The 24,218-nt window shown below is 38.1% G+C and carries 25 protein-coding genes; 3 read left to right on the forward strand and 22 right to left on the reverse strand.

Going from position 1 to position 24,218, the window contains the following annotated elements; all coding sequences use genetic code 11:
* Positions 1 to 133 precede the first annotated feature (133 nt).
* The 4 genes from CP352_RS03070 to CP352_RS03085 form a co-directional block, all read right to left on the reverse strand.
* Positions 134 to 2,227 (reverse strand): SLAP domain-containing protein, encoded by a 2,094-nt coding sequence (locus CP352_RS03070; RefSeq protein WP_089145558.1) that lies wholly within the window; start codon positions 2,225 to 2,227, stop codon positions 134 to 136.
* 144 nt (positions 2,228 to 2,371) lie between these two features.
* Positions 2,372 to 2,530 carry an LPXTG cell wall anchor domain-containing protein gene (locus CP352_RS03075; RefSeq protein WP_013086351.1) on the reverse strand — a complete coding sequence of 53 codons (159 nt, stop codon included), beginning with the start codon at positions 2,528 to 2,530 and terminating at the stop codon, positions 2,372 to 2,374.
* A 34-nt stretch (positions 2,531 to 2,564) separates the two neighbouring features.
* Positions 2,565 to 3,791 carry a metallophosphoesterase gene (locus tag CP352_RS03080; RefSeq protein WP_035443748.1) on the reverse strand — a complete coding sequence of 409 codons (1,227 nt, stop codon included), beginning with the start codon at positions 3,789 to 3,791 and terminating at the stop codon, positions 2,565 to 2,567.
* Positions 3,792 to 3,894: 103 nt separating this feature from the next.
* Positions 3,895 to 4,260 carry a pyridoxamine 5'-phosphate oxidase family protein gene (locus tag CP352_RS03085; protein WP_005722407.1) on the reverse strand — a complete coding sequence of 122 codons (366 nt, stop codon included), beginning with the start codon at positions 4,258 to 4,260 and terminating at the stop codon, positions 3,895 to 3,897.
* 361 nt (positions 4,261 to 4,621) lie between these two features.
* Here CP352_RS03085 and CP352_RS03090 point away from each other — a divergent pair, with 361 nt between their 5' ends.
* Positions 4,622 to 5,899 (forward strand): extracellular solute-binding protein, encoded by a 1,278-nt coding sequence (locus CP352_RS03090; protein ID WP_005723055.1) that lies wholly within the window; start codon positions 4,622 to 4,624, stop codon positions 5,897 to 5,899.
* A 267-nt stretch (positions 5,900 to 6,166) separates the two neighbouring features.
* Here the strand turns inward: CP352_RS03090 and CP352_RS03095 are convergent, their stop codons facing one another.
* The 3 genes from CP352_RS03095 to treR all read right to left on the reverse strand — a co-directional run bounded on the left by CP352_RS03095 (position 6,167) and on the right by treR (position 9,184).
* Positions 6,167 to 6,604, reverse strand: coding sequence for a hypothetical protein (locus tag CP352_RS03095; protein ID WP_023488760.1), 438 nt, complete (start codon positions 6,602 to 6,604; stop codon positions 6,167 to 6,169).
* Between the two features lie 177 nt (positions 6,605 to 6,781).
* Positions 6,782 to 8,449 (reverse strand): alpha,alpha-phosphotrehalase, encoded by a 1,668-nt coding sequence (gene treC / locus CP352_RS03100; protein ID WP_089145388.1) that lies wholly within the window; start codon positions 8,447 to 8,449, stop codon positions 6,782 to 6,784.
* 9 nt (positions 8,450 to 8,458) lie between these two features.
* Positions 8,459 to 9,184 (reverse strand): trehalose operon repressor, encoded by a 726-nt coding sequence (gene treR, locus CP352_RS03105; protein ID WP_005726728.1) that lies wholly within the window; start codon positions 9,182 to 9,184, stop codon positions 8,459 to 8,461.
* A gap of 194 nt (positions 9,185 to 9,378) precedes the next feature.
* Between treR and CP352_RS03110 the strand changes: the two genes are divergently transcribed.
* On the forward strand, positions 9,379 to 11,313 hold the full coding sequence (locus CP352_RS03110) for a PTS glucose transporter subunit IIABC (RefSeq protein ID WP_089145389.1): 1,935 nt from the start codon (positions 9,379 to 9,381) through the stop codon (positions 11,311 to 11,313).
* 64 nt (positions 11,314 to 11,377) lie between these two features.
* Here CP352_RS03110 and spx read toward each other — a convergent pair whose 3' ends face one another.
* A complete protein-coding gene (spx, locus tag CP352_RS03115) occupies positions 11,378 to 11,779 on the reverse strand; it encodes a transcriptional regulator Spx (RefSeq protein ID WP_054832959.1) in 402 nt (133 codons plus the stop codon).
* A gap of 141 nt (positions 11,780 to 11,920) precedes the next feature.
* On the opposite strand from spx, the gene CP352_RS03120 reads away from it, so the two are divergent.
* Positions 11,921 to 13,183 (forward strand): replication-associated recombination protein A, encoded by a 1,263-nt coding sequence (locus CP352_RS03120; RefSeq protein WP_005727739.1) that lies wholly within the window; start codon positions 11,921 to 11,923, stop codon positions 13,181 to 13,183.
* Between the two features lie 766 nt (positions 13,184 to 13,949).
* Here the strand turns inward: CP352_RS03120 and CP352_RS03125 are convergent.
* From CP352_RS03125 to CP352_RS03195, 14 genes are all read right to left on the reverse strand, one after another.
* Positions 13,950 to 15,029, reverse strand: a complete 1,080-nt coding sequence (locus CP352_RS03125) for a glycoside hydrolase family 25 protein (RefSeq protein ID WP_089150519.1) — start codon at positions 15,027 to 15,029, stop codon at positions 13,950 to 13,952.
* Positions 15,029 to 15,499 carry a hypothetical protein gene (locus CP352_RS03130; RefSeq protein WP_089150518.1) on the reverse strand — a complete coding sequence of 157 codons (471 nt, stop codon included), beginning with the start codon at positions 15,497 to 15,499 and terminating at the stop codon, positions 15,029 to 15,031. Before CP352_RS03130 ends, CP352_RS03125 begins: the two co-directional genes overlap by 1 nt.
* Before the next feature lie 210 nt (positions 15,500 to 15,709).
* Positions 15,710 to 16,120 (reverse strand): hypothetical protein, encoded by a 411-nt coding sequence (locus tag CP352_RS11265; RefSeq protein ID WP_233186901.1) that lies wholly within the window; start codon positions 16,118 to 16,120, stop codon positions 15,710 to 15,712.
* Positions 16,074 to 16,262: a hypothetical protein gene (locus CP352_RS03145; RefSeq protein ID WP_089150516.1), complete on the reverse strand. Its 189-nt coding sequence runs from the start codon at positions 16,260 to 16,262 to the stop codon at positions 16,074 to 16,076. The genes CP352_RS11265 and CP352_RS03145 overlap by 47 nt, the downstream gene beginning before the upstream one ends.
* 2 nt (positions 16,263 to 16,264) lie before the next feature.
* Positions 16,265 to 16,867 carry a hypothetical protein gene (locus tag CP352_RS03150; RefSeq protein WP_089150515.1) on the reverse strand — a complete coding sequence of 201 codons (603 nt, stop codon included), beginning with the start codon at positions 16,865 to 16,867 and terminating at the stop codon, positions 16,265 to 16,267.
* A 99-nt stretch (positions 16,868 to 16,966) separates the two neighbouring features.
* Entirely contained in the window at positions 16,967 to 17,299 is a 333-nt protein-coding gene (locus tag CP352_RS03155) for a hypothetical protein (RefSeq protein WP_089150514.1), read from the reverse strand.
* Positions 17,293 to 17,664, reverse strand: a complete 372-nt coding sequence (locus CP352_RS03160) for a hypothetical protein (protein ID WP_098034854.1) — start codon at positions 17,662 to 17,664, stop codon at positions 17,293 to 17,295. Before CP352_RS03160 ends, CP352_RS03155 begins: the two co-directional genes overlap by 7 nt.
* On the reverse strand, positions 17,658 to 18,023 hold the full coding sequence (locus tag CP352_RS03165; RefSeq protein ID WP_180707072.1) for a hypothetical protein: 366 nt from the start codon (positions 18,021 to 18,023) through the stop codon (positions 17,658 to 17,660). The genes CP352_RS03160 and CP352_RS03165 overlap by 7 nt, the downstream gene beginning before the upstream one ends.
* A gap of 17 nt (positions 18,024 to 18,040) precedes the next feature.
* Entirely contained in the window at positions 18,041 to 20,221 is a 2,181-nt protein-coding gene (locus tag CP352_RS03170; RefSeq protein ID WP_089150667.1) for a hypothetical protein, read from the reverse strand.
* Positions 20,222 to 20,234: 13 nt separating this feature from the next.
* Positions 20,235 to 21,278 (reverse strand): hypothetical protein, encoded by a 1,044-nt coding sequence (locus tag CP352_RS03175; RefSeq protein ID WP_089150510.1) that lies wholly within the window; start codon positions 21,276 to 21,278, stop codon positions 20,235 to 20,237.
* A gap of 28 nt (positions 21,279 to 21,306) precedes the next feature.
* Positions 21,307 to 22,155, reverse strand: a complete 849-nt coding sequence (locus CP352_RS03180) for a hypothetical protein (protein ID WP_089150509.1) — start codon at positions 22,153 to 22,155, stop codon at positions 21,307 to 21,309.
* Complete coding sequence (locus CP352_RS03185; protein ID WP_233186902.1) at positions 22,145 to 23,332, reverse strand: baseplate J/gp47 family protein; 1,188 nt, start codon at positions 23,330 to 23,332, stop codon at positions 22,145 to 22,147. Before CP352_RS03185 ends, CP352_RS03180 begins: the two co-directional genes overlap by 11 nt.
* Positions 23,322 to 23,708 (reverse strand): DUF2634 domain-containing protein, encoded by a 387-nt coding sequence (locus CP352_RS03190; RefSeq protein WP_089150508.1) that lies wholly within the window; start codon positions 23,706 to 23,708, stop codon positions 23,322 to 23,324. The genes CP352_RS03185 and CP352_RS03190 overlap by 11 nt, the downstream gene beginning before the upstream one ends.
* Positions 23,701 to 24,210, reverse strand: coding sequence for a hypothetical protein (locus CP352_RS03195; protein ID WP_089150507.1), 510 nt, complete (start codon positions 24,208 to 24,210; stop codon positions 23,701 to 23,703). Before CP352_RS03195 ends, CP352_RS03190 begins: the two co-directional genes overlap by 8 nt.
* Positions 24,211 to 24,218: the final 8 nt, after the last annotated feature.

Here is a 24,218-nt window from a genome sequence, read left to right on the forward strand (position 1 = left end):
TTCCTCTAAATATTAAAGTAAATATAGTTTTATTCTACCCCGAAGCCCCATTTAATAACAAGTAGTGTAGGTACAAAAAAAGAAGCACCAACACAGTGCTTCTTTTAACATAAACTAAATAATCAATCGAACCCTACTTCGCCAAAACATATTCAAATCCCAACATATTGGTATAGCGATTACTACCTATCTTAATGTAATCATAGCCTTTGATCCTCTTGGTGCCATAAGTTTGGACATAATTCTTTGTCCTGGTATTCTTTGACTTGATTTCGTCAACTTTTTTACCCTGGGCATTTACCACAGGTGTTACAGTTTGCACAGTGTAGTAACGTTTGACCACTTTTAGCTTAGATGCTTCGAAGTTGCCATACTTAACGTATTTATTTGCACCAATCTTGACATATTTTTGCCCTTTAATAGTTGTAATGGCTTGAATCTTATAAGAAGTATTCTTCTTCAACAGCTTTCTAGTTTTCACACCTGCAGCGGTATAAACGTATGCATTACTTTGCAATTTCTTTTTCTTGCCAACAGTAATGCCATCAGTGATTAATGGGCTAATATCGACTTTGCGCTTTCTAATGGTATCTGAAGAATAGCCAAACCAAAATGGACTCTTCTTGGTAACATCCCATACTGGACGAGTTGTTGGATATTGCCAATTACGTTTGCTGTTATAAAGTTGAACGTCAAGCTCACCTGTAACTTGAGGCTGGTAATAGTTGTAGATCAGGTTCATCACTTTTTGAACCTCATAAGTAGTTAACTGATCAGTTCGTCTAACGAGCAACTTTTTACCATCAAGTACTTTAGTCGTATTAGTTAAAAACTCGTCAGCTTGACTAACCGCAACTTCACTGGCATTTGTCTCACCAACAACAGTTTTAGCATTTTGCAAATAAGTCAAGAACTGTATCTTTTTATCATAGTCAGCTAATTTATAGCGATCAGTCTTTTGAACCTTTTCTGCAGTGGCAATTGCAGTAGACAATGATGACTTATTAGTTGCCACCTTGCTTTGTGATTCTGCTTCACCGGCTGTGTTGATTGGTGTAAGCTTCACACCTTCAACCTTTTTGACATCACTAGCTAAGATATAGCCTTCATTATCTAACTTATTAGTCTTAGCATTAACTTCACCTGTTGTATGGTAGAAAAGTTCGGCTTTCTTTTCACTTGGTACCCAAAGATAGAGTGCTTCATTAATTTTGTGGTTGCTATACATTGCAGTTTCTTCAACCGTATTGGTATAGAACTGTTTAGATAGCTCTTGACTTGTCTTTTCACCGTCAATATTGTACAAAGGAATCTTTTTATCCAAGACAACTTTGGTAGAATCGGCCAATTCAAGATCTGAATGATTCTCTAAAGCTTGTGGCAAATTCAGATCATCTTCTGATACCCAATAATTAGTGCCCTTGATCCGGTAGTATGAATAGTGATCATGATCAAAGTCGGTCAATTGTTGTGGGAATTGCCCAGCATAATCGACTGTGATCTTTTGTCCCTTCTTTAATTCAATATTATTAGGATCTGTACCCCAACCTGTTGAATTAACATATCTTGTGATGGTTGAAGTGTTCTTATTAACGGTCACAGTAATTGGGGCTTGAGTGATTAGACGATAGCCATCAACGTAACCGATATTTGCGACCTTGATGTAACGACCAGAGCCTAAATAGTAGTAATCTTTGCCCTTAATCTTAGTGTAAGGGATGCGATACTTATTTTTGGTAGCTTCATAATAGTATTTTGCTTTGCCACTAGTGATTTTCCGTTTGCCAACGTACTTGACTACGCTACCCTTTTTGACAAAACCAACTTTTTTGCCAGACTTATTGTAAATATTGGCATTAAAAATCGCCGTTAAATAAGCAGGGCCAGATATTGGTGTTACATAATCTGAAGAAATATAAACATTCTTGCGTAAAGGATAGTATAACTCACCAGCACTGTAGTCGCCTGGATCAACCGTCTTAAAAAATGGTTTTCCATAGTATTTAATCGTGCTGCCTTTCTTAGGTGCAGAAATATGATCCAAATAATTGCCCGAGCGATTGTACAACATAATATGTGAATCAATGACTTTTAAGGAACCAGTTGCATTGCTTTTAGTAGCTGCGGCAACTGATGTTTGAACGTTTGAAGTTAGTGGTGCTGCGGCAATTGGAGACACAGCCAATAACGCAGTAGAAATTAAGATAAGTTTTTTATTGATTTTCATAATGAACCTTCGATCTAATAAATGCAGTTAAGATTTGATCAGTTAGTACTCATATCATCATTATAGCAGTTATAGTTATTTATTCCTTGATATTGAGCCTATCAAAAAAGAGATCGAAACCCAGTGTCTCAATCTCCTTCGATTTTATTTTGTTTTCTTCTTACGAGTCCATAATCCACTTAAACTCAAGCCAGACAGTAATAACCCTAACCATGAAAGATCACTATCTTGCCTACCGGTTGCTGGTAAAACAGACTTAGAGGATGATCTCGGTGTAATTTGTTCTACTGTATCGTTTTTCATAATAGAAGTTTCCGTTTTACAGCAACTAATCTCACTACCACTTAAGCTTCAGTTTATGGCTACTTTGCTCTACCTGTAAAAATGAATCAACGTAGCGCTTAAAACCAGGTAAATATTTGGCAATCAAATGATATTCTCGTGAATTAACAATTTCTTTCTTTTGGGCTGCAGAATAATTACTTTCACCTACAAAAAAGTTCCAATTCAATTGATCTATAAATTTTATGACCACGTTAGCATCATTTTTATCTGATAAAGCTTGCGCAATCTGATTTAGTTGCTTTTCATCCAAACTAAAAAACAAATGCTTCAAATATTGCGAAAAATCTGTTGGCACTTTTTGCTTTTCTTCTGCAGTTAACCACGATTCCATTTTGAAGGAATGCACCTGATATTGCATCCCCGCTTCGTCTAAATATAGCTGACCATATTCCTGCTTAGTCATACAAAAACAAGCTCCTGCTACCTCCGCAATTGGTCGATTAGCAAACGGACCAATAATATTCTGTGCGTGCATATGGCCAGAAAAGACTGCTTTTACATTATATTTTTGTAATAAACCTTGCAGTGCAAGTGCATTATCAAGAATATATCCCTGATAGATTACTTTATTATGGCGATACAGATTATGATGCATAAAGAATAGCACTTGTTGCTGCTTTTGCTGCGCATCGATTAATTCTTTTTCAATCCAGTTCATTTGAGATTCTGAAATTCGACCGTTAGTAATCGGATGAGTTTGTGATTCCTGCTTGCCATAAATATTTGAGTCAGCTAATATTAGTCGATACTGCTTATTCAGATTAACGCTATAAGCCAGTGAATCAGGATCTTCATGTAAAGCATAATGATAAGAATCAGCAAAGATCTCTTTCCAAATAGCTGGGCTAATTTGCGGGGTGTAATCTTCATGATCACCTTTAAACTTGCGAGCCCAGCCGTCAAAAATATCATGATTTCCTGGTAAAACTAAGAATGCAATTTTATTTTTAGTTAATGGCTTAAAAATATTAGCTAAACGTTCTCCTGATATTTTAGCGCCATTAAAGGTTACATCACCAGTAATTATCACTGCAGTGGGCTTCTCTTGGATTACTTTACGTACAAACGCGGTCAAAGCAATCTCCTGATAATCTAAGTCTTTACCTGCACTAGTGTTGCGCATATGCTGAAAAGCAAGACCATCATCATGTAAACTATCTGCAATTAGATGTGTATCTGATAATAACCAAAGAATTGGCTTCTTTTTACTAGTAATCACAATTTACCTTTTTCAAAAATCTATTTTCACTTTAACTACTCATCATTATACCAACAAAAAAGGCATCCCTGCTAGGGATGCCTCATTGCGATAAAATATTGAATTAAGCGTCGATTTCTTCGATCTTAATGTTAACTACGAATGCTTCAGGAGTATCAGTGCCTGAAACGATCTTCTTAGCGTAATCGTCGCCTTCATGAATTTCAGCATGTCCTAAAACACGAAATGCCTTATGAGTAGGAACATCAGCGACAACAATAGCTGCTACTGAACCATTCTTCAAGTTTGCATAAGCAGTTGACTTAGTCTTTTCAAGATATTGAATAGTTGAAGCATCAATTGCCTTAAGTGAAGCCTTAGGACCAACTTGTGGCACACCGTTAGCATTCACAGTTGCCATGTATGGTAAGTGTGAGTTAAAGAATTCAATTTGTTCATCAGTAAGCTTAGTAGTATCTAATTTTTTCATAAAATTCGACCTTTCTTTTCTTAACTTCATTATTAATTATAAGCTATTTGCTAGAAAATAGCTATTATTTTGCCTTAGCTTAATTGATTCTTACATTTATCATACACAAGATATTGTATTTAATAAAATGTGTTTTTAATTCAATTTCTTTTGCTACTAATATTTTTATTAAGTAAACAGTCGTTGATATATCAATGCTTATAAATGCAGGCAAAAAGTCAAGGGTTGAATTTTATTTTTTTAGCCAGTAGTATATTATCTTGCATTAGTTAATAAGTGATACAAGATATTGTGCTTATTAAAATAAAAATATATTTTAAATTTCATTTTTATTAATGTTATTTTTAGTGAGGAGAATTCGATGACAAAGAAAGGCTTAACAAAATATTTATCAATTGGTGCAGTAACTACTGCAGCATTATTTTTAGCAGCTTGTTCAAATCAAAAGAGCACTACATCTGCTAAAAATAGTAAGACAGAAATTACTATGTGGCACGCAATGAATGGTGCACAACAAAAAACTTTGAAACAATTGACTAATAAATTTGAAAAAGAAAATCCTAACATCAAAGTTAAGCTAGAAAATCAAGGTAATTACCCTCAGTTACAAGGGAAAATTACTTCTACTCAACAAAATCCTAATAACTTACCAACAATGACTCAAGCTTATCCTGGTTGGCTTTATCAAGCTGCGCAAAATAAGATGTTGGTCAATTTGACTCCATACATTAATAATTCAACTTATGGTTGGGGCTCAGTAGCCAAATCTAATATTCGTCCTGAATTAATGAAGGGTGCGCAAATTAATGGCGTTCAATATGGTATTCCCTTCAACAAATCTATTGAAGTCTTGACTTATAACAAGACCTTACTTAAGAAATATGGTTTAAAGGTACCTAAAACAATGGCAGAACTTAAGTCTGTTTCTAAAGCAATTTATGAAAAGTCCAACCATAAAATTGTTGGTGCTGGTTTTGATAACTTAGCCAACTACTATGTTCTAGGTCTCAAGAATGAAGGACAAACTTTTGGTCGTTCAATCAAGTTAGATTCGGCTGCCTCTAAGAAAGTTATTAACTTCTACGCAGATGGCGTACGCAATGGCTACTTTAGAACTGCTGGTAGTGAACGTTACCTCTCCGGTCCTTTTGCTAATGAAAAAGTCGCAATGTACATCGGTACTTCAGCTGGTGAAAGTTACACTAAGATGGGTGTAGGCAACAAGTTTACGTACGGCGTTGCTCCTCGTCCCGGTGAATACACTATTTCTCAAGGGACTGATCTTTATGTCTTTAACCATGCTTCAAAAGCACAAAAAAATGCTGCCATGAAATATATGAAGTTTTTGACTAGCAAATCTAGCCAATTAACTTGGGCTAATGAGACTGGCTATATTCCTGTTAACGATAATGTCTTAAATAGTAAGGAATACTTAGACAGCAAGATGAAATTGCCAAGTGTCTTAAAGGATTCAATGAAGCATCTCTACAGTGTTCCTGTAGCTAAGAATTCTGACTCTGCTTATAATGGTATGAATCAAATTATGGAAAATATTTTAATTGCTGCAAATAAGCATCAAAATGTTAATGCTCAAATTAAGGCTGGTCAACAAAAATTAGATAGCGCTTGGCGTCAATAATGATATTAAAAAAGCATCCCCCTTCTCTATTTGGATTAGGGATGCTTTTTTGCATTTGCAAGAGTTGAATTTAATTTAAGCACTCACATAGAGTGCGACCGCAATATTTAGTACTAGGATAAAATCCAATCCTAAATATTTGGCTTCATCAACTATTATACTATGTCAAAAATATATAAAGAAGAGTTAACACATAAAATACAAAACAAAATCAGTGCGAAACTCCCACATTTTTATGTTCACATAGGGTTCGCACTGATTTTTTTCTTAACTCAAATCTTTCTTAGTAACTGCCAAATGTGCCTTATCATTGATAAAGACCCAGATTGGCAAATCTATTCCTGTTGAATCAGTCAAATTATTTACAATTTCACTGATAAAAAGCTGGACCATTTTCTTAGGCGGTTCAGTAAAGTCTCTTCTTTGCGGCGTGTACCATAAACCTGTGATTGGCTTTTTAGTTTGTCGATCGAAAATACAATTCAGGGTTTCATCATATTGATCAAATGAGGCCTTGTAGACTATATGTAATGGATGATGTGCCAAGTTCTCGACTAACTGATAACGCATATCGTCCGCAATTCTTCCTTTACTAATCATCATTAAACTGGTAACTGGACCATTTTCTTTTTCAAATTTTTGCAACTTGCCTTGTTTGACTAGCTTCTTTTCAACTGAAATAAAACTATCAGAATCAACTAACATCGTTTTTCCTTCTCTCTACTATCTATTATAAGCAAGCTGTCAATTACTTTACATAATTTTGCTTATTATGCAAAAAAAGAAGCCATGACCTGAAAATCATGACTTCTCGCGAATTCCTCGTCCGTAAATCGAAATCTTCACGAACATTTTTACCTTAACACAATTAATTATACTAGTCTAATTAATTGTAATTACTAAAGCTTCATATGGCTTCAATGAGATATTCTCTCCTAGTTTGCCATCTTGTGCAGAATAATTGCTCAATACGAGTTGATAATTCTTATTTTGATATTGTTCAGGCAATGGTGCTACATGATCAGTACCATAGAAATTAGTGAAAACTAATATTTTTTTAGCTTCATCCTTCAAAAAACGTTCATAGGCAAAAATTTGTGGATCATCTTTTAAAAACATTCTAATATGACCGTCAGAAATCAGTTGTTCGTGCTTACGCAACTTGATCAATTTTTGATAGTAAGCAAAAATTTCACCCTCGTGTAATTCTTTTTCAACATTAATTCTATCTTGATCTGTTGGTAAAAGCCATGGCTTTGATTCACTAAAGCCAGCAAATTTACTATCATCCCAGTGCATCGGCACACGAGAGTTATCTCGTGCTTTAGTTTTTACTATTGCAAATGCTTCATCATCGCTTATTCCCTTTTGTTTCAATGCCGCAAAAGCATTTTTAGCTTCAACATCTACATAATCATGAATTGAAGAATAATGTGGATCCATCATTCCTATTTCTTCGCCCATATAAATGTAAGGAGTTCCGCGCATACAATGTGTCGCAGTAGCAAGCATTTCGGCAGATTTCTCTCGATATTTACCAGTATCACCAAAACGGTTAAGGGCCCACGGCTGGTCATGATTGTTCCAGAACAAAGCATTCCAACCGCCACCTTGATCCATTTTTTCTTGCCATTCAGTAAATAAGTGCTTTAATTTCATGAAATCAAACGGCTCTTTAGACCACTTTTCACCATTTTTATAATCGACTTTTAAATGATGGAAAGTAAAGACCATGGACAATTCATGCTCACTCGGCTTAGAGTACTCAATCGAATTAGCAATAGTAGTTGAAGACATTTCACCCACCGTAATTGAGTCAGGATCTTGACCAAAAGTAGAGCGATTCATTTCTTTCAAATATTGATGCACTACTGCTGTATCAGTATAAAGACTCTTTTCCTGACTTGGATCACCAGTTGAATCAACTAACTTTTCATCCTTACCGGTCACGTTAATTACGTCAAAACGGAAACCATGTACTCCCTTTGAACGCCAGAAGTTAATTACTTTGAACAATTCTTGACGAACTTCTGGGTTATGCCAATCGAGATCTGCTTGAGTTGGATCATATAAATGTAGGTAATAATAATCCGTATCACCAAATTTTGCCCAAACTGGTCCACCAAACTTACTTTGCCAATTATTAGGCAAGGAGCCGTCAGGCTTAGCTTTCCTTAAGTAAAAGAATTTGCGGTACTTTTCGTCTCCTGCCAAAGCTTTTTTAAACCATATATTTTCGGTTGAACAATGGTTTAGCACCATATCCAACATGACGCCAACGCCTATTTCTTTTAGCTTTTTAGTTAATTCCTCAAAGTCAGACATTGTGCCAAAGCGAGGATCAATTCGGTAATAATCCGCAATGTCATAACCGCCATCATTCTGAGGGGATACAAAAAAGGGATTAAACCAGATCATATCAACGTTAAGCTTCTTGATGTAATCGATTTTAGCGATGATCCCTGGAATATCACCTACTCCATCGCCATTAGAATCATAAAAAGATTTGGGATAAATTTGGTAAATTACTTTTTTGCCTAAATCTGTCATTTTTATCTCCTATAACTTAATTTTCTGTCTACGAGCAAAGTCAATAAATTTAAACTTTTTAGGATTATGAAAGGATAAAGTTAACTGAAACAGCGTTGTATCTGCTAAAAAATTATGACTAGCTACTAGTACTGCTTCCTTACTATCCAATTGCAATTTCTCTTGTAAATCAGCATCGATTTCTTCTACCGTAATTGCCTTAGTTGCATAGGATATATCTAGCCCTAATTTATTTTCTAAATAATTGTAGATTGATTTTTCTGCTTCTTCTGACGGAAGCTCAGTAATTGGTGGATTAAATAAGAAATCACAGTCCAGCACTTCTGGTTCATCGTTAATCATTCTTAAACGTTCAACATAGATCCCTGCATGCTTCTTTTGTTCAGGGAAGAATTTCTTGAAAATTGCCGGCAAATCATCAACCATTTCATCATTAAGTAGCTTAGTTTTTGCATTCATTCCTAATGATTTATTTAATTCCGCAAAGCTAGAAATTCCTGAAATAGGAAACGAAAACTTTTCCAAATTAAGGACGATCGAACCTTTGCCCTTGATTTTTTGGATTAATCCTAACGAGGTCAATTGCTGCAAAGCTTTACGGACTGTTTCGCGTGACGCGCCATAAAGCTCTGTCAATTGATTTTCACTAGGCAAGCGCTCGCCTTCCTTAAATTGTTGATGTTTAATCTTAGAAGCTAAGTCTTGAGCGATCAGTTCAGATTTTGCTTTAGTCATCTTGACCTTGTCCTTTCTTAAAATCATGTTCATTATATTTTTGATGTACGTACATGTCAATAGATATATCTAAAAACTATATTGCAGGCATGTAATCATTTTCATAAAAATCTATTGACAACTTGTACGTACAGGAATATCATAATAAATGAATTTTGTGAAAACGCTTTTATAGGAAAGGGAGAATAACACTTATGAATAAAAACGAAATTGCATTACTTGCTCCTGCTAATGGTCAAGTAATTGCACTAAGTAAAACAAGTGATCCTATCTTTAGCAAAGGAACTATGGGTGATGGTTTTGGTTTAACACCAACTGATAATATAGTTCTTGCACCAGTTAGCGGCACTATCTCAATGATTGCTGAAACAAAGCATGCGATCGGAATTACTACTAAAGATGGTCTAGAAGTATTGGTCCACATGGGAGTTGATACGGTTGGACTTAAAGGTGAACCGTTTGATGTAGTAATTAAAAATGGTCAGGAAGTTAAAGCTGGTGACCAAATTGCCACGATGAATATAGAGATGATTAAAGCAAAAGATCTTGATACTACGATTATGACTTTAATCACCAATTCATCTATGAAACTTGATGGCTTAGATGTAACTGAAGGTAAAGCAGAAGCTGGCGATACAGTTGCTCGAGCTTATTTAAAGGAGTCAAAAGAAGATAGTTCAGACAAGAAACTTTCGTATGATGAATTAGCTACTTTCATTATTAAGAATGTTGGTGGTAAAGATAATATAAATAACCTGATTCACTGTATCACACGTTTGCGCTTTTATTTGAAAGATGAGTCTAAAGCCAATGATGATATTTTAAAAAATCAACGTGGCATACTTGACGTTATGCATGCTGGTGGTCAATATCAAGTCGTAATCGGTAATGAGGTTACCAATGTTTACGATGCAGTTATGAAACAATTGCCTGGTCTTAGTGACAATCCTGCACCTCAAACTAATAATCAGGATGATGGTAAAAATCCTGTTTCTAGAGCCTTTAGTAATCTAATTGGTTTTATTACCGGCTCAATGAGTCCTGTAATCGGTGTTATTGCAGCATCGGGTATCATCAAAGGCTTACTTGCACTACTCACCCTTCCACAACTTGGTGCTTTACTTAGCGTCAAGAGTCCGGTCTATGTCACAGTTAGTGCTATGGCCGACTCTGCTTTCTTCTTTCTACCAGTTCTAGTAGGATTTGCAGCCGCTAAGCGGTTAGGATCCGATCCAATGATTGCTGCAGTAATTGGCGGTTTCTTAGTTTATCCACAAATGATTACTTGGGGCAAGAGTATGACGACAATGTTTAGTCTTGGATCTTGGAACTTCCAATTCTTAAACTATTCCTACTCTATCTTTCCAATGATTTTAGCTGCTTGGCTAGCTAAAGAATGTGAACAGTGGTTAAAGAAAGTTTTGCCTAGTTACTTGCAAATGATCTTTACCCCATTAATTACTATCCTTGTAGTTTCAACTATCACATTAGTTATTACCGGTCCAATCATTCAAGGAGCCGCAAATGGTATCGCAGTCTTTATTAACTGGCTAGTATCTGCATCTGGCTGGGTTGGCGGCTTAATAATCGGTGCCTTTTATCAGTTATTGGTTATTTTTGGTCTTCACTGGGGCGTTGTGCCACTAGTTGCTCAACAAATTGCCTCAACTGGTCAAAGCTCATTAAACGCAATTATCTGCGCAACAATGGTTTCTCAAGGTGCAGCTGTTCTTGCAGTCGCAATCAAATCAAAGAAAGCAGACATAAAAGAGCTAGGAATTGCAGCAGCTATTTCAGCCTTCTGCGGTGTTACTGAACCCGCTATTTATGGGATTAACTTAAGATATAAGAAGGTCTTTGCTTCAGGTTGTATTGGCTCAGCCTTCGGTGGCCTAGTTACTGGTTTAATGCATGGTACTATGTATGGCTTTACCGGTGGTCTAATTGGCTTCTCAAGCTTTTTCAACCCGGCCCATCCTACTCAACTAAATAGTTTCTATACTTTCCTAATTGCCAGTGCTGTTTCAATTATAGTTTCATTTATTGCAGTTTGGGTATGGGGATATAATGACAACATGACTATGGGTAAAAAAGTAGCCAAGAAGCAACGCCCAGGTTCAGCTAAATAAAAATTTAGAGCAAAATAAAACGATGAATCACCCACAAAGGTAAATTCATCGTTTTTTGTCTTATTTAAGCAGCATCAGCAATCCGTTGTGCCTCAATTAATTCAGCTTTTCTGATATCACGAGGCAAGAACTGACGAATATCTTCTTCATTATAGCCCACCTGCATCCGATGGTCGTCTGCAATAATAGGTCTCTTTAATAATCCTGGATTCTGAGTAATTAGATCAACCATTTTAGACAATGACAAGTCTTCATTCAACTTATTCTTTAATTGTTTGAAAGACTGTGAACGAGTAGATAAAATATCCTCAGTTCCATTTTCAGTTAAAGACAACAGATGAAGGACATCTTCTTTAGATAATTCCTTAAAGACGTTCTTTTCCTTGAAAGAAAGATGATATTTGTTAAGCCATGCTCTCGCCTTACGTGAAGATGCACTACTTGTTGACATATAAAGAGTAATCATACAATACGCCTCTTTCTAAAAAAACTCGTTAACTTCTCGTACATTAGTTCTATTGTATAACTTACTTTTTGATAGTGCAAGCTATTTTTACAAAAAAATTGTAGAAAATAGTATACTTACCTTACTGAAAGAAGGAATTTGATGAATTTTAAAACACCAATTGCCGAACAAATGAGGCCGCAAACACTGGCGGATATGGTAGGCCAAAGTGAATTGCTGGGACCAGGAAAGGCTTTAAGAAATATTATCAAGCAGCATGTTAATATTTCTTTACTTCTCTGGGGGCCTCCTGGTACCGGAAAGACAAGTTTAGCTCAAATTATTGCTAAAGAGAATGATTATCCCTTTGCTTCCTTTAATGCTTCAATTGATAATAAAGCACAGTTGAACAACATTATTAATGCTTATAAGTATCAGACCTTCGTTCTTTTAATTGATGAAATCCACCGTATGACCAAAAATCTACAAGATTTTTTATTACCTTATTTAGAAAATGGTCACGTTCTACTTGTTGGCTCTACCACTGAAAATCCAATTATGTCGATTGTGCCAGCTGTGCGGTCACGTTGTCAAATCTTTGAGTTCAATCCTCTAACAGAAGACGATATTGCAGCTGTTTTGAACAAGGCATGTACTAAGGTCCTTAAATTAGTAGATCACCAAGTTGAAAAAAATTCGTTAAATTTGATAGCAGCTGCAGCTGATGGCGACCTACGAATTGCTTTAAACATTTTAGAGACTGTTCATGCACTTAATCCTAAAAAGATCACCTTAGCAAATGTTAAATCGTTTACTAAGCAGCAATTCTTTAGCTATGATAAGAAAGCCACTAAACATTACGATTATTTAGCTGCATATTCTGACTCTATGGCTGGCTCTGACACAGATGCTGCACTTTATTATCTTGCTATTTTGCTAAAAAATGGAGATTTAGCTTCGGTTGTACGGCGTCTGCGTGAGATTCCATATACTTATATTGGCTTAGCTAATCCGCAACAAGTAACTCAAATTGTTACTGCAGCTAATCAAGCTGAAAAGATAGGAATGCCTAAAGCTAAATATCCACTAATGTTTGCAACAATGTTAATGTGTATTTCGCCAAAATCAGGAGCATTTGAGGAAATTTGGGAAAGACTTGATCAAGATAGTGATCATCCCAATCGGTATCCCATGCCTAATAGTTTGCGTGACTTTCATTATAAACACGCTAAAGAAATCACGGGAGCTGGCCTAGCTGAGTCACCTTTTCAAGCTCCGCATCAAATCGCCAAGCAAAATTATATGCCCAAGGGACTCAAAGGCAAACAATATTATTTTCCAAAAGACAATCAAAATGAACGCAGATTATATGAGCAATACCTAAAATTACATCGTTATATTTACGGCGAAGATTATCAAAAATAAAGGACAGCAATGCAATTGAGCATCCCTGTCCTTTTCGGTTAGATTATAAATGAAGAAAATTGGTTTATTAATTGCTTCTACGAGAGAAGATTCTCGTCCAGCCACCTATATGGTAGTTCTATTTAAGTTATTTGTTAAATGCTAATCGAAAAAACTTTACGTACTTTTTACGTATTTTATTACCAATAATAACAAAAAAGCAGCGGCACAAATACAGCGTCACTGCAATATGTAGCAAGATTATCAATGAAGAAAATGGTATTTATCACTTCTAAGGAGGAGGGAAAGGTAATATCAATAGTGTTTTATAGTCTATAGGATAGGCTTGTCACAGGCTAAAAAGATCAATAACACAGAATAATATATCATTTTATTCAGTGCTTTTTCAGTGAAATTTCAGTGGAAAAATCTAAGGGAAGAACTTTAGTAGTTCCTCCCTTTTTTGTTTTTTCAAAACATCTTTGTTAGAGTTATATAAGCTATCATTTGGTTTAAGCCCCCGAAGAGGCTCTCTTTGAATTTGCATTCAAGGTTAAAAAGAATTTCAATCCACGTATCGCAATGATACGATTGCATGATTATGCAACTTCCTTATCATTATAACACAAAAAAAGCCCGTAACTACGCCAATAGTTACGAGCAATAAGTTATAAGCAATTAATTCTACCTCTTTGAATTAAAAACTTCTCATGAATAATTATAACACAAAAAAGAGCCACCCGAGGATTTCTCCTCGAGTGGCTCTTTTGTCCAATATATTAATTACTTAAACAAGTACACGGCACTTATCTAAGTTGATGTACTTGTTATCTCCTGCTCCAACCTGTGCCCAATGCCATGTAGTACCTGACGCAGATTTAAAAGTCTTATAGCCGAACATCTTCCAAGTTGACCCAACTTTGAAAGTTTTGCCCACTACCTTAGTAGTTAGGTCTTTATGACCTGACGTTGGCTTTACAACTACGATTTTGGCATGAATTTTGTCACTATAGGCAACAGGATTGGCATGGAAGTCTCCTGTTCTACCATCTAGCCACATATCATGATTTGCAATCTTGTAAAAGCCATTCTTTTCCTTTGTAATGCGGTAAATTTTGCCAGCGTTAGTTGTGCCAACTTTTTTATCATTGTTGGCATCATTCCAAAATGTAGCTTCTTTTTGCATTACTTTAAAAGCACCCAAGTCATCAAACTCAACCGGTGCTTTCCAATGTTCTGCCATTTCAACACTTCCTTTGTTGCTAAAACTCAACTTGCTACCATAGTAAACAGACACATCAACTTGGCCAATACCGCCAATGTAAGACGTAGCACTGTACTGGAACATCGCCATATTCTTCCAGTGACGCAAACTTCCATACAGTGAACGAGGATGAAATCCATAATGATTGTTCATGTCATTGTATTGTGCTACCCATAATGGATAGGCAGTCACACTTGACCAGTTATAAGAATTTTCATCAGATAAGCCCATGTAAATCATAGGTGTCTTTCCTGTTAGCTTTTTAAGCATAGCTAATGCAGCACTAGCATGACCAACACTGCCACGAACAATATTGCGTCCCTCATAATCGAGAATGTGCAAGTCAATGTACTTAGCGTAAGGCTTAACTGTATTCCAATAATGGTTAATGTTTGCTGATACGCTGCCACCATCTGAGTAGTGATATGCACCAATCAGCATGCCTAGTCGTGCAGCTTGCTTTACCTGCCCAGCAAAGTAAGGATTAACGTAATAGTTTGACTCGGTAGCTTTGATAATCACGCCATCACAGCCTGCATGTTTTAAAGTAGCTAGATTTACAGGGCCATTATTGCTGGATAAATCAACAATATTTAGAGTCATTATTTATCACCCTTTGTATCAGTAGCAGGCTTTTCATCGGTTACAGCTTCAATATTACCGTCTACCTTAGCTGGTTCAGGCATAGGTTGTGTAGCATTGGCCGCATTCGCTTCACTCTTAGCTAACTTAACGCCAGCTAAAGTTGCTTCAATACAAGCCCGAATTTCAGGACGATACTTGTCAGCATCTTTAACAGGCACTGGTAAAGTTTCAAGGAAGTGTACAGCTAAGTTCTCGACATATTTTTCCTTGTCTTGACTTGACCAATTTTGATTAGTGTCGGCGCTGTGAATGCCCCACTTAACCGCTAATTCAATAGCAGTTTGAATGGCTTGTGTAGCATCAATTTCTTGACCTTGTAACTTGATTTTGATGTGGTGCTTAGAAAAATAGCCTACTACGCCAGTAAATACAAAACCTAGTAGCAACCCAACACACTTAACTAAAAATGTAGCCCAAAAATCATTCATTCTCGTTTAACTCCTTTCTGAGTCTCTCGTTTTCTTTTCGTAATTCCTTATTTTCCTTGACGACCATCTCGTAATCATCTTTGAGAAAACTATGGTCGTCCCGTCTCGCTACTCTCTTATCACTTAGATATGTCGTTAAAAGCGTTACCGCTATGGGAGCTAGTACACTAAGTATGTCCTTGAGACTTTGCACGTGTATCAGCCCCTTTCCTAGTACCGTGGTTCGTATTCGTAAGCAATTTGTAAGAGATTAACGATTGAGTAGATCTCAAACAAGATTGCTGGATGAAATCTAAAATAGCCAATTCCAATAACATGGAAGGATTCCGCTACTACTAAAACGGTTAGAAAAGCTGCTGAGATGCCTAGCCCCGCCTTAACGATAAAATCTATATGAAGGTCACAAACACCGCACAGAATGAGAATTACTCCCGACAGCAAGCCGATAACATCGACCCACAGATTATTCCATGCTGGTGCTAGTGATGGCGGATAGAAGAAATAAGTACGATCAATCATGAAGCAGACTGCTAATCCTACGATCAACAAGCCTGTTTTGATGAAATTGAACCGATTAAGCTTGTGCAGCTGGTTGGCTTGGTTGTGCTTGTGGTGCAACATAATCCTCACCTGTGACTTCCTTGTAACCTGCAGTAGTCAACAAGCCCTGTCGTACTAAGCCTTGAAAGTAAGGCTCTTTAAAAAGTCCCATTTGAAAGTCGAGTACCCACATTTGCAAAAATAAAGAATTTAAATCAGTCATAATTAGTTACCTCCGTTTTCTTGCTTCTTATCGTTTTCAGTTGGTTGATTGGTAGCTGGTATACCGTCTGCCTTGGCTTGATCTGCCTTCATGCCGACCAAGATTTGTTGCATTGATGCCATGACCTTGGCAGTTTGTTGTTGGCCTTCTACAACCTTTTGCAAGCCTTGGGTCAAGGCTAATGACTGTTGAGTTTGCATTTGTTGGCTTTGTTGCATTGCCTTGATTGCGGCATCTACCTTGTCGTTGGCTTGGTCAAGTTCTTCACCTTTTGCTTTCAAAGCATCAATAGCTTGTGTAGTTTCTGCTAAGACTTTGGTTTGAGCGTTCTTGCTGTTTTCTACCCATGAGTTGGTTCTTACGTCAACAATAGGATCTTCCATGTCCTTGCTTGGAGCAGAGATGTTATAGATGTGCCATAACTTGCCTGCCGCAATTTGTTGAGACAAGTCAATAAAACTTGGAATTGGCAAGTGGTGTAACAGTGTCTCTGCTTCATCAGGGTCACTGTAGTAATAGATAAAAGGTGCAACCTTAGTAGGTTGTTCTTGTGTAGCGTTTGTTTCTGCGCCCGCTACTGGTGCGTTTTGTGTTTCGTCAGCCATAATTGGCTCCTTTCTATTAAAAAAAGCTCACGGGTACGCCCTGTGAGCTAGGTTGTTTTTGCATAAAAAAAGCACTCTTGCGAGTGTTGTCCTTAATTTTTATGATAATTTACCGCCGTTTGAGAGAAATTCACTTAATTTGAAAAATGGTCTTGGATGTGAGTCGAGGAACTTAGCATTATCAACGCTTAACCAGATTTCATTGTTTTTATCAATAACTTGGTTTGTTACAGTGTCTCCGACATTAAATTGATTGTATTGATCCCAGTATTCCATATCATTTTGTGTGTTGTAGCAAGAGACTGGTGCCCCTACTGTTACTTTCTTACCGATATAGCTTTTAACAAATTTTTGACTATCAGCAGTAATTAAGTCAGTATTATCATCTATTGGATAAAACTTGGATCTGTTGAATAGCAAGTGATCTAACATGCGATCACCACCATTCTGTAAAGGTTTCTAAACCATTGATATAAGTGGCTTAGTAGGGATTTACCCCCCCCGAAAATATTTTCGGAGCCGTAAAGTCTTAGCCATTTGGCGTTGTCCTGATCAGTCAAAATATACGTGCCACTTGGTGCATTACCAGCTAAGCCATTAAATTTGTAAGCTGCTACAATTAGGGCATTTTCTACCCTGGTTTTAGCTGGCGTATTGCTGTAATCCTCAGCAGTAAAGTTAAACCCGGCTTTTACCGTGTGATAAGTATCAAGCGAAGCTGTGATTCTTTTTCCAATCAATGGTCTATCAGTGGAATCCCACCATTTAAGCTTGTTTAAAATTAAATGATCTAACATCTAAGCCACCTCCCTACGTAGGTAAACAAGTGACCTAAATTGTTGATACAAGCGGATAGTGAGGCTTCTACCCCCCCCCAATTTTCGGATGAAACTTGGTCACCTCGAATGAATGCCATTGACCCTTTGTAATTTACAACATAGAAAGTTCCAAACCCATTAACAATTTTAGCGTAGCATTCACAGTCTGGGGTTCCGATAACATTACCAAAACCTAAGTTAGAGAAAAGCTCTCCTGTTCCATTCAATTTCACGCTAGTTGGATAAGCTCCCCATTTCTTACCGTTTGCTGTGATCTGCTGGGAATTGTTGTCAATGTTGAACCATTTTAATCTATTAAACAGCATATGATCTAGCATGTTTCCGCTCCCTTCTATTATTTTTCAATCATTGCAATTCTAGTAGGCTTTTCGTTTTCCCAAGCTTGGGCTTGTGCTTCTTGACTAGCTGGGAAGCGGCGGCCTTCAATGTAGTTATCCTTAATGTAGTTGATTTGATTAATCAAGTCGTTAACTTGGTTTTGTAATGTGGTAATCGTTGGACTAGTGATATTACCACCAGCATCGATTCTTGCCACCTGTGCGCCGCTAGCGTTGCGGATAACCACGGAGTTGGAATTATCGTCACCCAACTGGATTACAAGGTCTAGGTTATCGTTGCCATCTTGGTCAGCAAATAAGTCAACCCTGTCAGTACCGCCTTCCCAGTGCAAGCCACCGAGGTTGCCCGTTCTGTCGTTGATTCCGCCACCATTCCAATTGATCGTTGACCGCAGGGACATGTTACCGCCGCTATAAGGCAAACGGCCATTAGCGTTGGCATTAGCCCCGTCAATATTCTTTTGCAGGTTATTAACGTCTAGTGCATTCGCTAATCGTGACCAACCAGTCCAAGTATCGCCATTTTTGACGTTTTGCCAGATTGTGTTGTCCTGTGAATAGACAATAACGACGCCCCAGCCGTCTCTTTCCAATTTAAGCATGTGGGCCCAAGTTGTATTACCCATTGCAGGGAGATTCTTTAGGTTTTGAGCATTGTTTGATTCCAAAATGCCCCATTTACCATCTGAGCTAAGCACATCATACCCGTCACCAACGTAATAGTAATTAAGCTTACTATTAATTTGATTCTGCAAATTATCTGCCCTTGACGTAGCCGTATTTTTAGCGTCCTGTACCAGTGAGTTAACGTTTGACTGGTCAGCCTTAGTAGGCAATTGAGCTAGCAAGTCGTGCACCTTTGAAGCCGTCCAGTCATCATTGTAAAGATCAATGGTGTAAGTACCATCGGTATTCTTGGTTGCTTTCCAGGTGTGATCTTGCGTTTGTCCTTGGCTGTCTAAGTACTGTTTGCGGAATTTAATCTTTGAGAAATCAATTCCAGCAATTTGTGCGTCTACCGTAGCCTTGTCAGCCTTGGTATCAACGGCTTGGCTCAGTTTGTTTAAGCCGTCCTGACTAGCCTTTGTGTTGGCTAGATCGGTCACAGTCTTAATTTTGGCATCAACGTCAGTCACGTCATCCTTGGCGCTTAGCAGCTTATCAACATCGGTTTTGCTATAAGTCGTTGCTTGGTCCGCCTTGGTTGCTAGCGTGTCATTGACTGCCTTGATTGACTTGTCAACGTCTGCCTTGTCAGCCTTGTTGGTAATCATGTCGGCTACTTGACTAGCGTCAACTTTGCCGTCCGTATCAGTAGAGATAGCAAGCAGCTTTTTATCAAGCTCTGCCTTGCTGTAACTGTAATCTGTGCCAACCTTGGTGGCTACCACATCGCTAACATCCTTGATCTTGGTGTCAACGTCTACTGTTTTGGCATACGGGGTAAAGTCGATTTTTGCAATCTCAGCATCAACCACGGCTTTGTCTGCCTTGGTGGCAATTGTGGCATCACGATTAGCAAAAGCATCATCAACCTGCTTTTTGGTGTACACATCGCTAGAATTAGCCTTCGTATCGAGTTTTTTATCAACGTCAGTAAAGTTAGCCTTAATAGCTAATTCCTGCTCTACGGTCGTTTTATCAGCCTTAGTATCAATTTGTGCTGTCAGGTCGTGTGTAGCTTTGTTGATTGCTCCATTAAGCGTTGCTGGCGTAACTGATCCAGCCGGGTCAACCACAGCAGTGACAGAAGCAGCGTCACCGATTGAAATTGCAACTTTAATATCAAGTGCATCGGTGGCGATACCGTCTGGAGGAGTAGCGACTAAGTAAGCACCTGGATCAGCAACGCCAACAAGGACAAGCTTTTCATCGTCGCCCTTCTTAGCAAAAAAGCCAACTGCCGTGTAAGGCAAGTCAGCTTTTAAATTACTATTCTGAAATGTTACTTCAAGTACTATTGTCGTGGCACTCCCATTAACGCTCTTATCACTGATACCTACCGGAACAGTCATCAAAGGACTACCGATTGAAGTTAAGCTTTCTAGTTGATCCTTTGTAAGGTGACTAATATCTTGACCGTACAGTGTAGCCTTGGTGTAAGTAATATCACCGCCTGCCGTCATCATTTGACGACCTACCTTGGTGATAGTTGCCGGATCTCTAATTAAACTCACTCAATCACCCCCCCTAGTTATCAGTAACGATCGCAATATAGTTAGGATTGTTGTTTTCCCATGCGGTAGCGTCAGCTTCTTGTGCCTTAGTAAATCGCTTGCCTAACATTGCGTTTTGTTCTAGGAACTTTACACGGTTGACTAGGTCATTGATTTGGTTGTTTAAGCCAGTGATTTGATTGTTCAGGCCTGTAATTTCAGTGTCCTTTGTGCCACTGGCATTCTGCAGAGTCTTAATCTGTTCGTTTTGTGCTTTTACAAGATTGTCAACATCGGTCTTTAAGTAAAAGACGCTTGTAAGATCAACGTTACCGGTTGAGTTAGGTGCTACACCTTGAACAGTATTAATACCGGCACCCTTGCCTGCACCAGCCACCATCTGATCGATTGTGGTCTTGTCGTAAGTAGGCAAATTAATTACGTGGTTGTCATCGGCCTTGGTTGGATCTTTACCGTTTAAGGTAACTGTTAACACCTTAGATTGAGTGTCAAACTCGGTGTTGATGTCACTTTGAATCTTAGTTTGCCAAGTATTTAACTCTGCTCTAGTAACATAGCCAATCTCGTTGACGTGCATATCGATATTCGCAGCATCACTAATTGTCACATCAAGTTCTGCTGAAATGACTTCTGTTGAAAGTCCATCAGGTGAGCCAGCAGCCAAGGTTTCTTGATCATTCTTCGTAAAACCAATAGCGATAAGAGTTTCTGGGCCTTGTGCCTTATCAGTATCAACTCTGGCAAACCAACCAACACAGCTAAAGACGATATCTGCAGCTTGATTTCGGTTATTAAAATCAGCGATTACGTCAAAGTGATCATTCTGAACCGGTGTTAGTTGCAACTGGCCTTCCTTGAGATCGTCCGGCAGTGACGTAATCTGACGTATAGCTTCATCATCAAGTGCTTTACCAGTTGAATCTACCGGTTTTTGGCTCGATAAAGTTGCTCTAGTGTAAACCAACTTGCCATCACCGTTGCCGACTTGAAGAAAGATCTGTCGTCCGGCATCAGTAAGCAAAGGTTGATTCAACTTTTCTTTATAGCCTTCTGCCATTTGCTACTCCTTTCTTGTAAATAAAAAACTACTCAGTCCTTATTGATTGAGTAGTTTGAGTGATTGTTTTGTTTCCAATAGTGAGACCAGCGTGAAGCTGCGCTTCTGTGCTAGTCCACCACTTTGTCTTTGCATGCCATACTGATGTCTTGATTATTCGACCAGTGACAGCGATGTATAAATTTGAATCATTTTTGGTCTTCCAGCCAGTCCACCATTTAAGTTTCTGGTGTTCACGCCACACATCTTTATAAGAAGTGTGCATTCCAACATACAGCTTTGCATCATTTTTAGTTTTCCAACCGGTCCACCATTTGAGTTGAGTTCTGGTGATTATATGGGTTCTGTCCTGACCGCCTGCAGCTATGTAAAGCGGTAAATGCGTTGTGGTCTTAAAAACGATCACATCAAGCCAGTAACCAAGATCCAGCATGTGTTGCAGATTTTTTAGTAAAAACTTTTCAATTGGCCACTGACTTACATAATCCCAAGGAATTTGAATACCCACATGTCTAGGAATACCAGTATTCCAAATCTTGAGACCTTGATCAGTCCCAATGGCAGCACTGGTAATCTTAACGATTGACGGTCTTGTCCCCTGCGCTCTAGCCAGTAAAGTTTTGAGGTAAATTAAAAACCGATAAGGAGGATCATCCTTAGTCGGTCTGTAAGTCTCAATATCTTTACCAAATAAATCTAATGTGGTTCCTTCAGCATTTTTGATTGCACGCCATTCAGCAACTTTTTCGCCACTATCACTGATTTGTTCCAGGTTGCTGTTATAAATATCAAGTAATTTATAAAGGTTACCATCGTGGCGTTTGTACCAGTGGTGAGATAGCAGGTCAATCAGCTGATCAGTTGTCTCATAAGCCATTTACGATCACCTCGACATTGTTAGGATCACATCTAGCAACTTCGAAGTCTTTCTGCTTGATGTCGTTTTCTGCTAACTGATCAGGTGCAAGTCCAATTTGTAGGATCGCATCATCAACACCTTCAATGGCATAAACCGGCCCATACAATCTAGTGATATAAAGTGGATTACCCATCTCTAAATCATTGATATAAACTGCAACTGAGGTTTTAACGTCATCTGCACCTTGATCGATATTCCAAGCATCACTGGTGTTGATTTGCACCTTAACGTATACCTGTTTTTCAGTAGCAAAGTCAAAATTGGTCTTCAAAGGATTACCAGTGGCATCCTTGACCATCATTTCTTGACTACCAACCATAGTGATTCCGGCTGCAATGTAATCAGCTAGGCACTCAGCTATGTCTTCCTTGTTACCGCCTAAACAGTAAACATGGACACTGTAAGGAGGATTGCCATATTTATCAGCTTCTGCAAATGGATTCTGCACGATGTTAACTTCACGAACGCCAGACAAATTCATTAATGCTGATCTAATTCCGGCTGCAGTTGATCCAGGTCTAGCAGCATTTTCCATTCTGAGTCGTTCACGGTAGGTGTCATCGTCTTCATAGTCTTGACCGCCACCTGCTGCTTCAGGATTAGTAACACTGATAATTTCATCATCTGGATTAGATTCAACTGTGATTGAGTTAGCAGGCACATTGGTCTCTTCGCCTGTGTCTTCACACTGCACCCAGCCAATTCCGCTCCAGGTACCATCATCACCTTGTTTGGTCAAAACATCTTTCAGGAGAGTAAACTGATAACCATTTTCGGTCTCATATTGTTCTCCAGCCTGAATTAGATATTCTTCCTGCGTTGTAATTTTAATTTGAGCAAAAGACGGCATATCAACCTTACGTTTTAAGCCTAAATTACCGCCAATGTAATCCAAACTTACACCAGTGGCTTTAGAAATAAACGATGAATAATATTCGAGTTGCATCTGTTCCCACATTGCCTTTTCACGCCTAGCAAACATATGACATAAAGCCCCTGCATTAGAATTAGTTGTCATTACTAGATCAGGATCAATTGCAGAAATCATACCATTTTGCCATGCACTTAAAATTTCTTGAAATTGTGGGACATAGAAGCCGGTACTCGTCAGTCCCCATTGAGAATTAGACGGCAATATCAACACCTCCTTCAATTTCTTGTGACAACTCGCTATCCGTTGGAGTAGCCATCACCTTGAAATTAATTGTTAATTTACGATTAGGCTGAAACTTAAATTCAATATCTTCAACTGAGTCAACCTCAGGCACTTGCCTTCGAATTGTGTCTCGCAGTTCATCAGATGCAAGTTCTTTGTTGAATCGCTTACCTAGAAAATTCGTATAATCCAAGCCTTGCTCTGGATCCAATACATCCATTTCCCGATAGTTGGTCTCCAGAGTTGCTTTAATTCTTTGAGCGATTTCTTCCAAGCCATCGATCAAAACAAAGTCATGTGTTTCAGGATCAACATAAAGATCACCATAGTCCGTGGATTTAAAATCTTTAGCCATTGACCCAATCACCACCTAGCACACCAATCACGACGGAGTCGTTAGCGTCATGAGTTCTATTGGTATTTGGCATAAAAGTCGTAGCATCACGGCCACCTTTCCAGTTATCGTTATCACGATCAAGAACAGCGCAAACAACCGGAACACCAACACGTAAAAGTCGCTTTTTAGGAAATTTGCTTACAAATGATGTTGATTCATGTTCAGGAAGGCTGGTATTTGTATCAACTTTGCTGAACTCTGACTTAAGTTCATCTAACATTTCGTCCATCATGTAACAATTTTCAGTCACTGGAATATCAAGATATTGTGCAGAGTCCATACCTTCAGACATCTTGGTTAAGGGCTGTATATCCGCCAAATGGCTTTCCTTATCATACTTCACCAGTCTTGCAATGTAGCAGCATTCCATATCAGTAAACATTCCATCTCTAAAGTTTCGCACTGCATTATAAGCAGCGTTTTGTAGTTCATTTTGAGAACTAGAATTATTTTTTGCCATGTTATCCT

The sequence above is a fragment of the Lactobacillus sp. UMNPBX1 genome (genome assembly GCF_002554085.1).
GTDB lineage: Bacteria > Bacillota > Bacilli > Lactobacillales > Lactobacillaceae > Lactobacillus > Lactobacillus crispatus.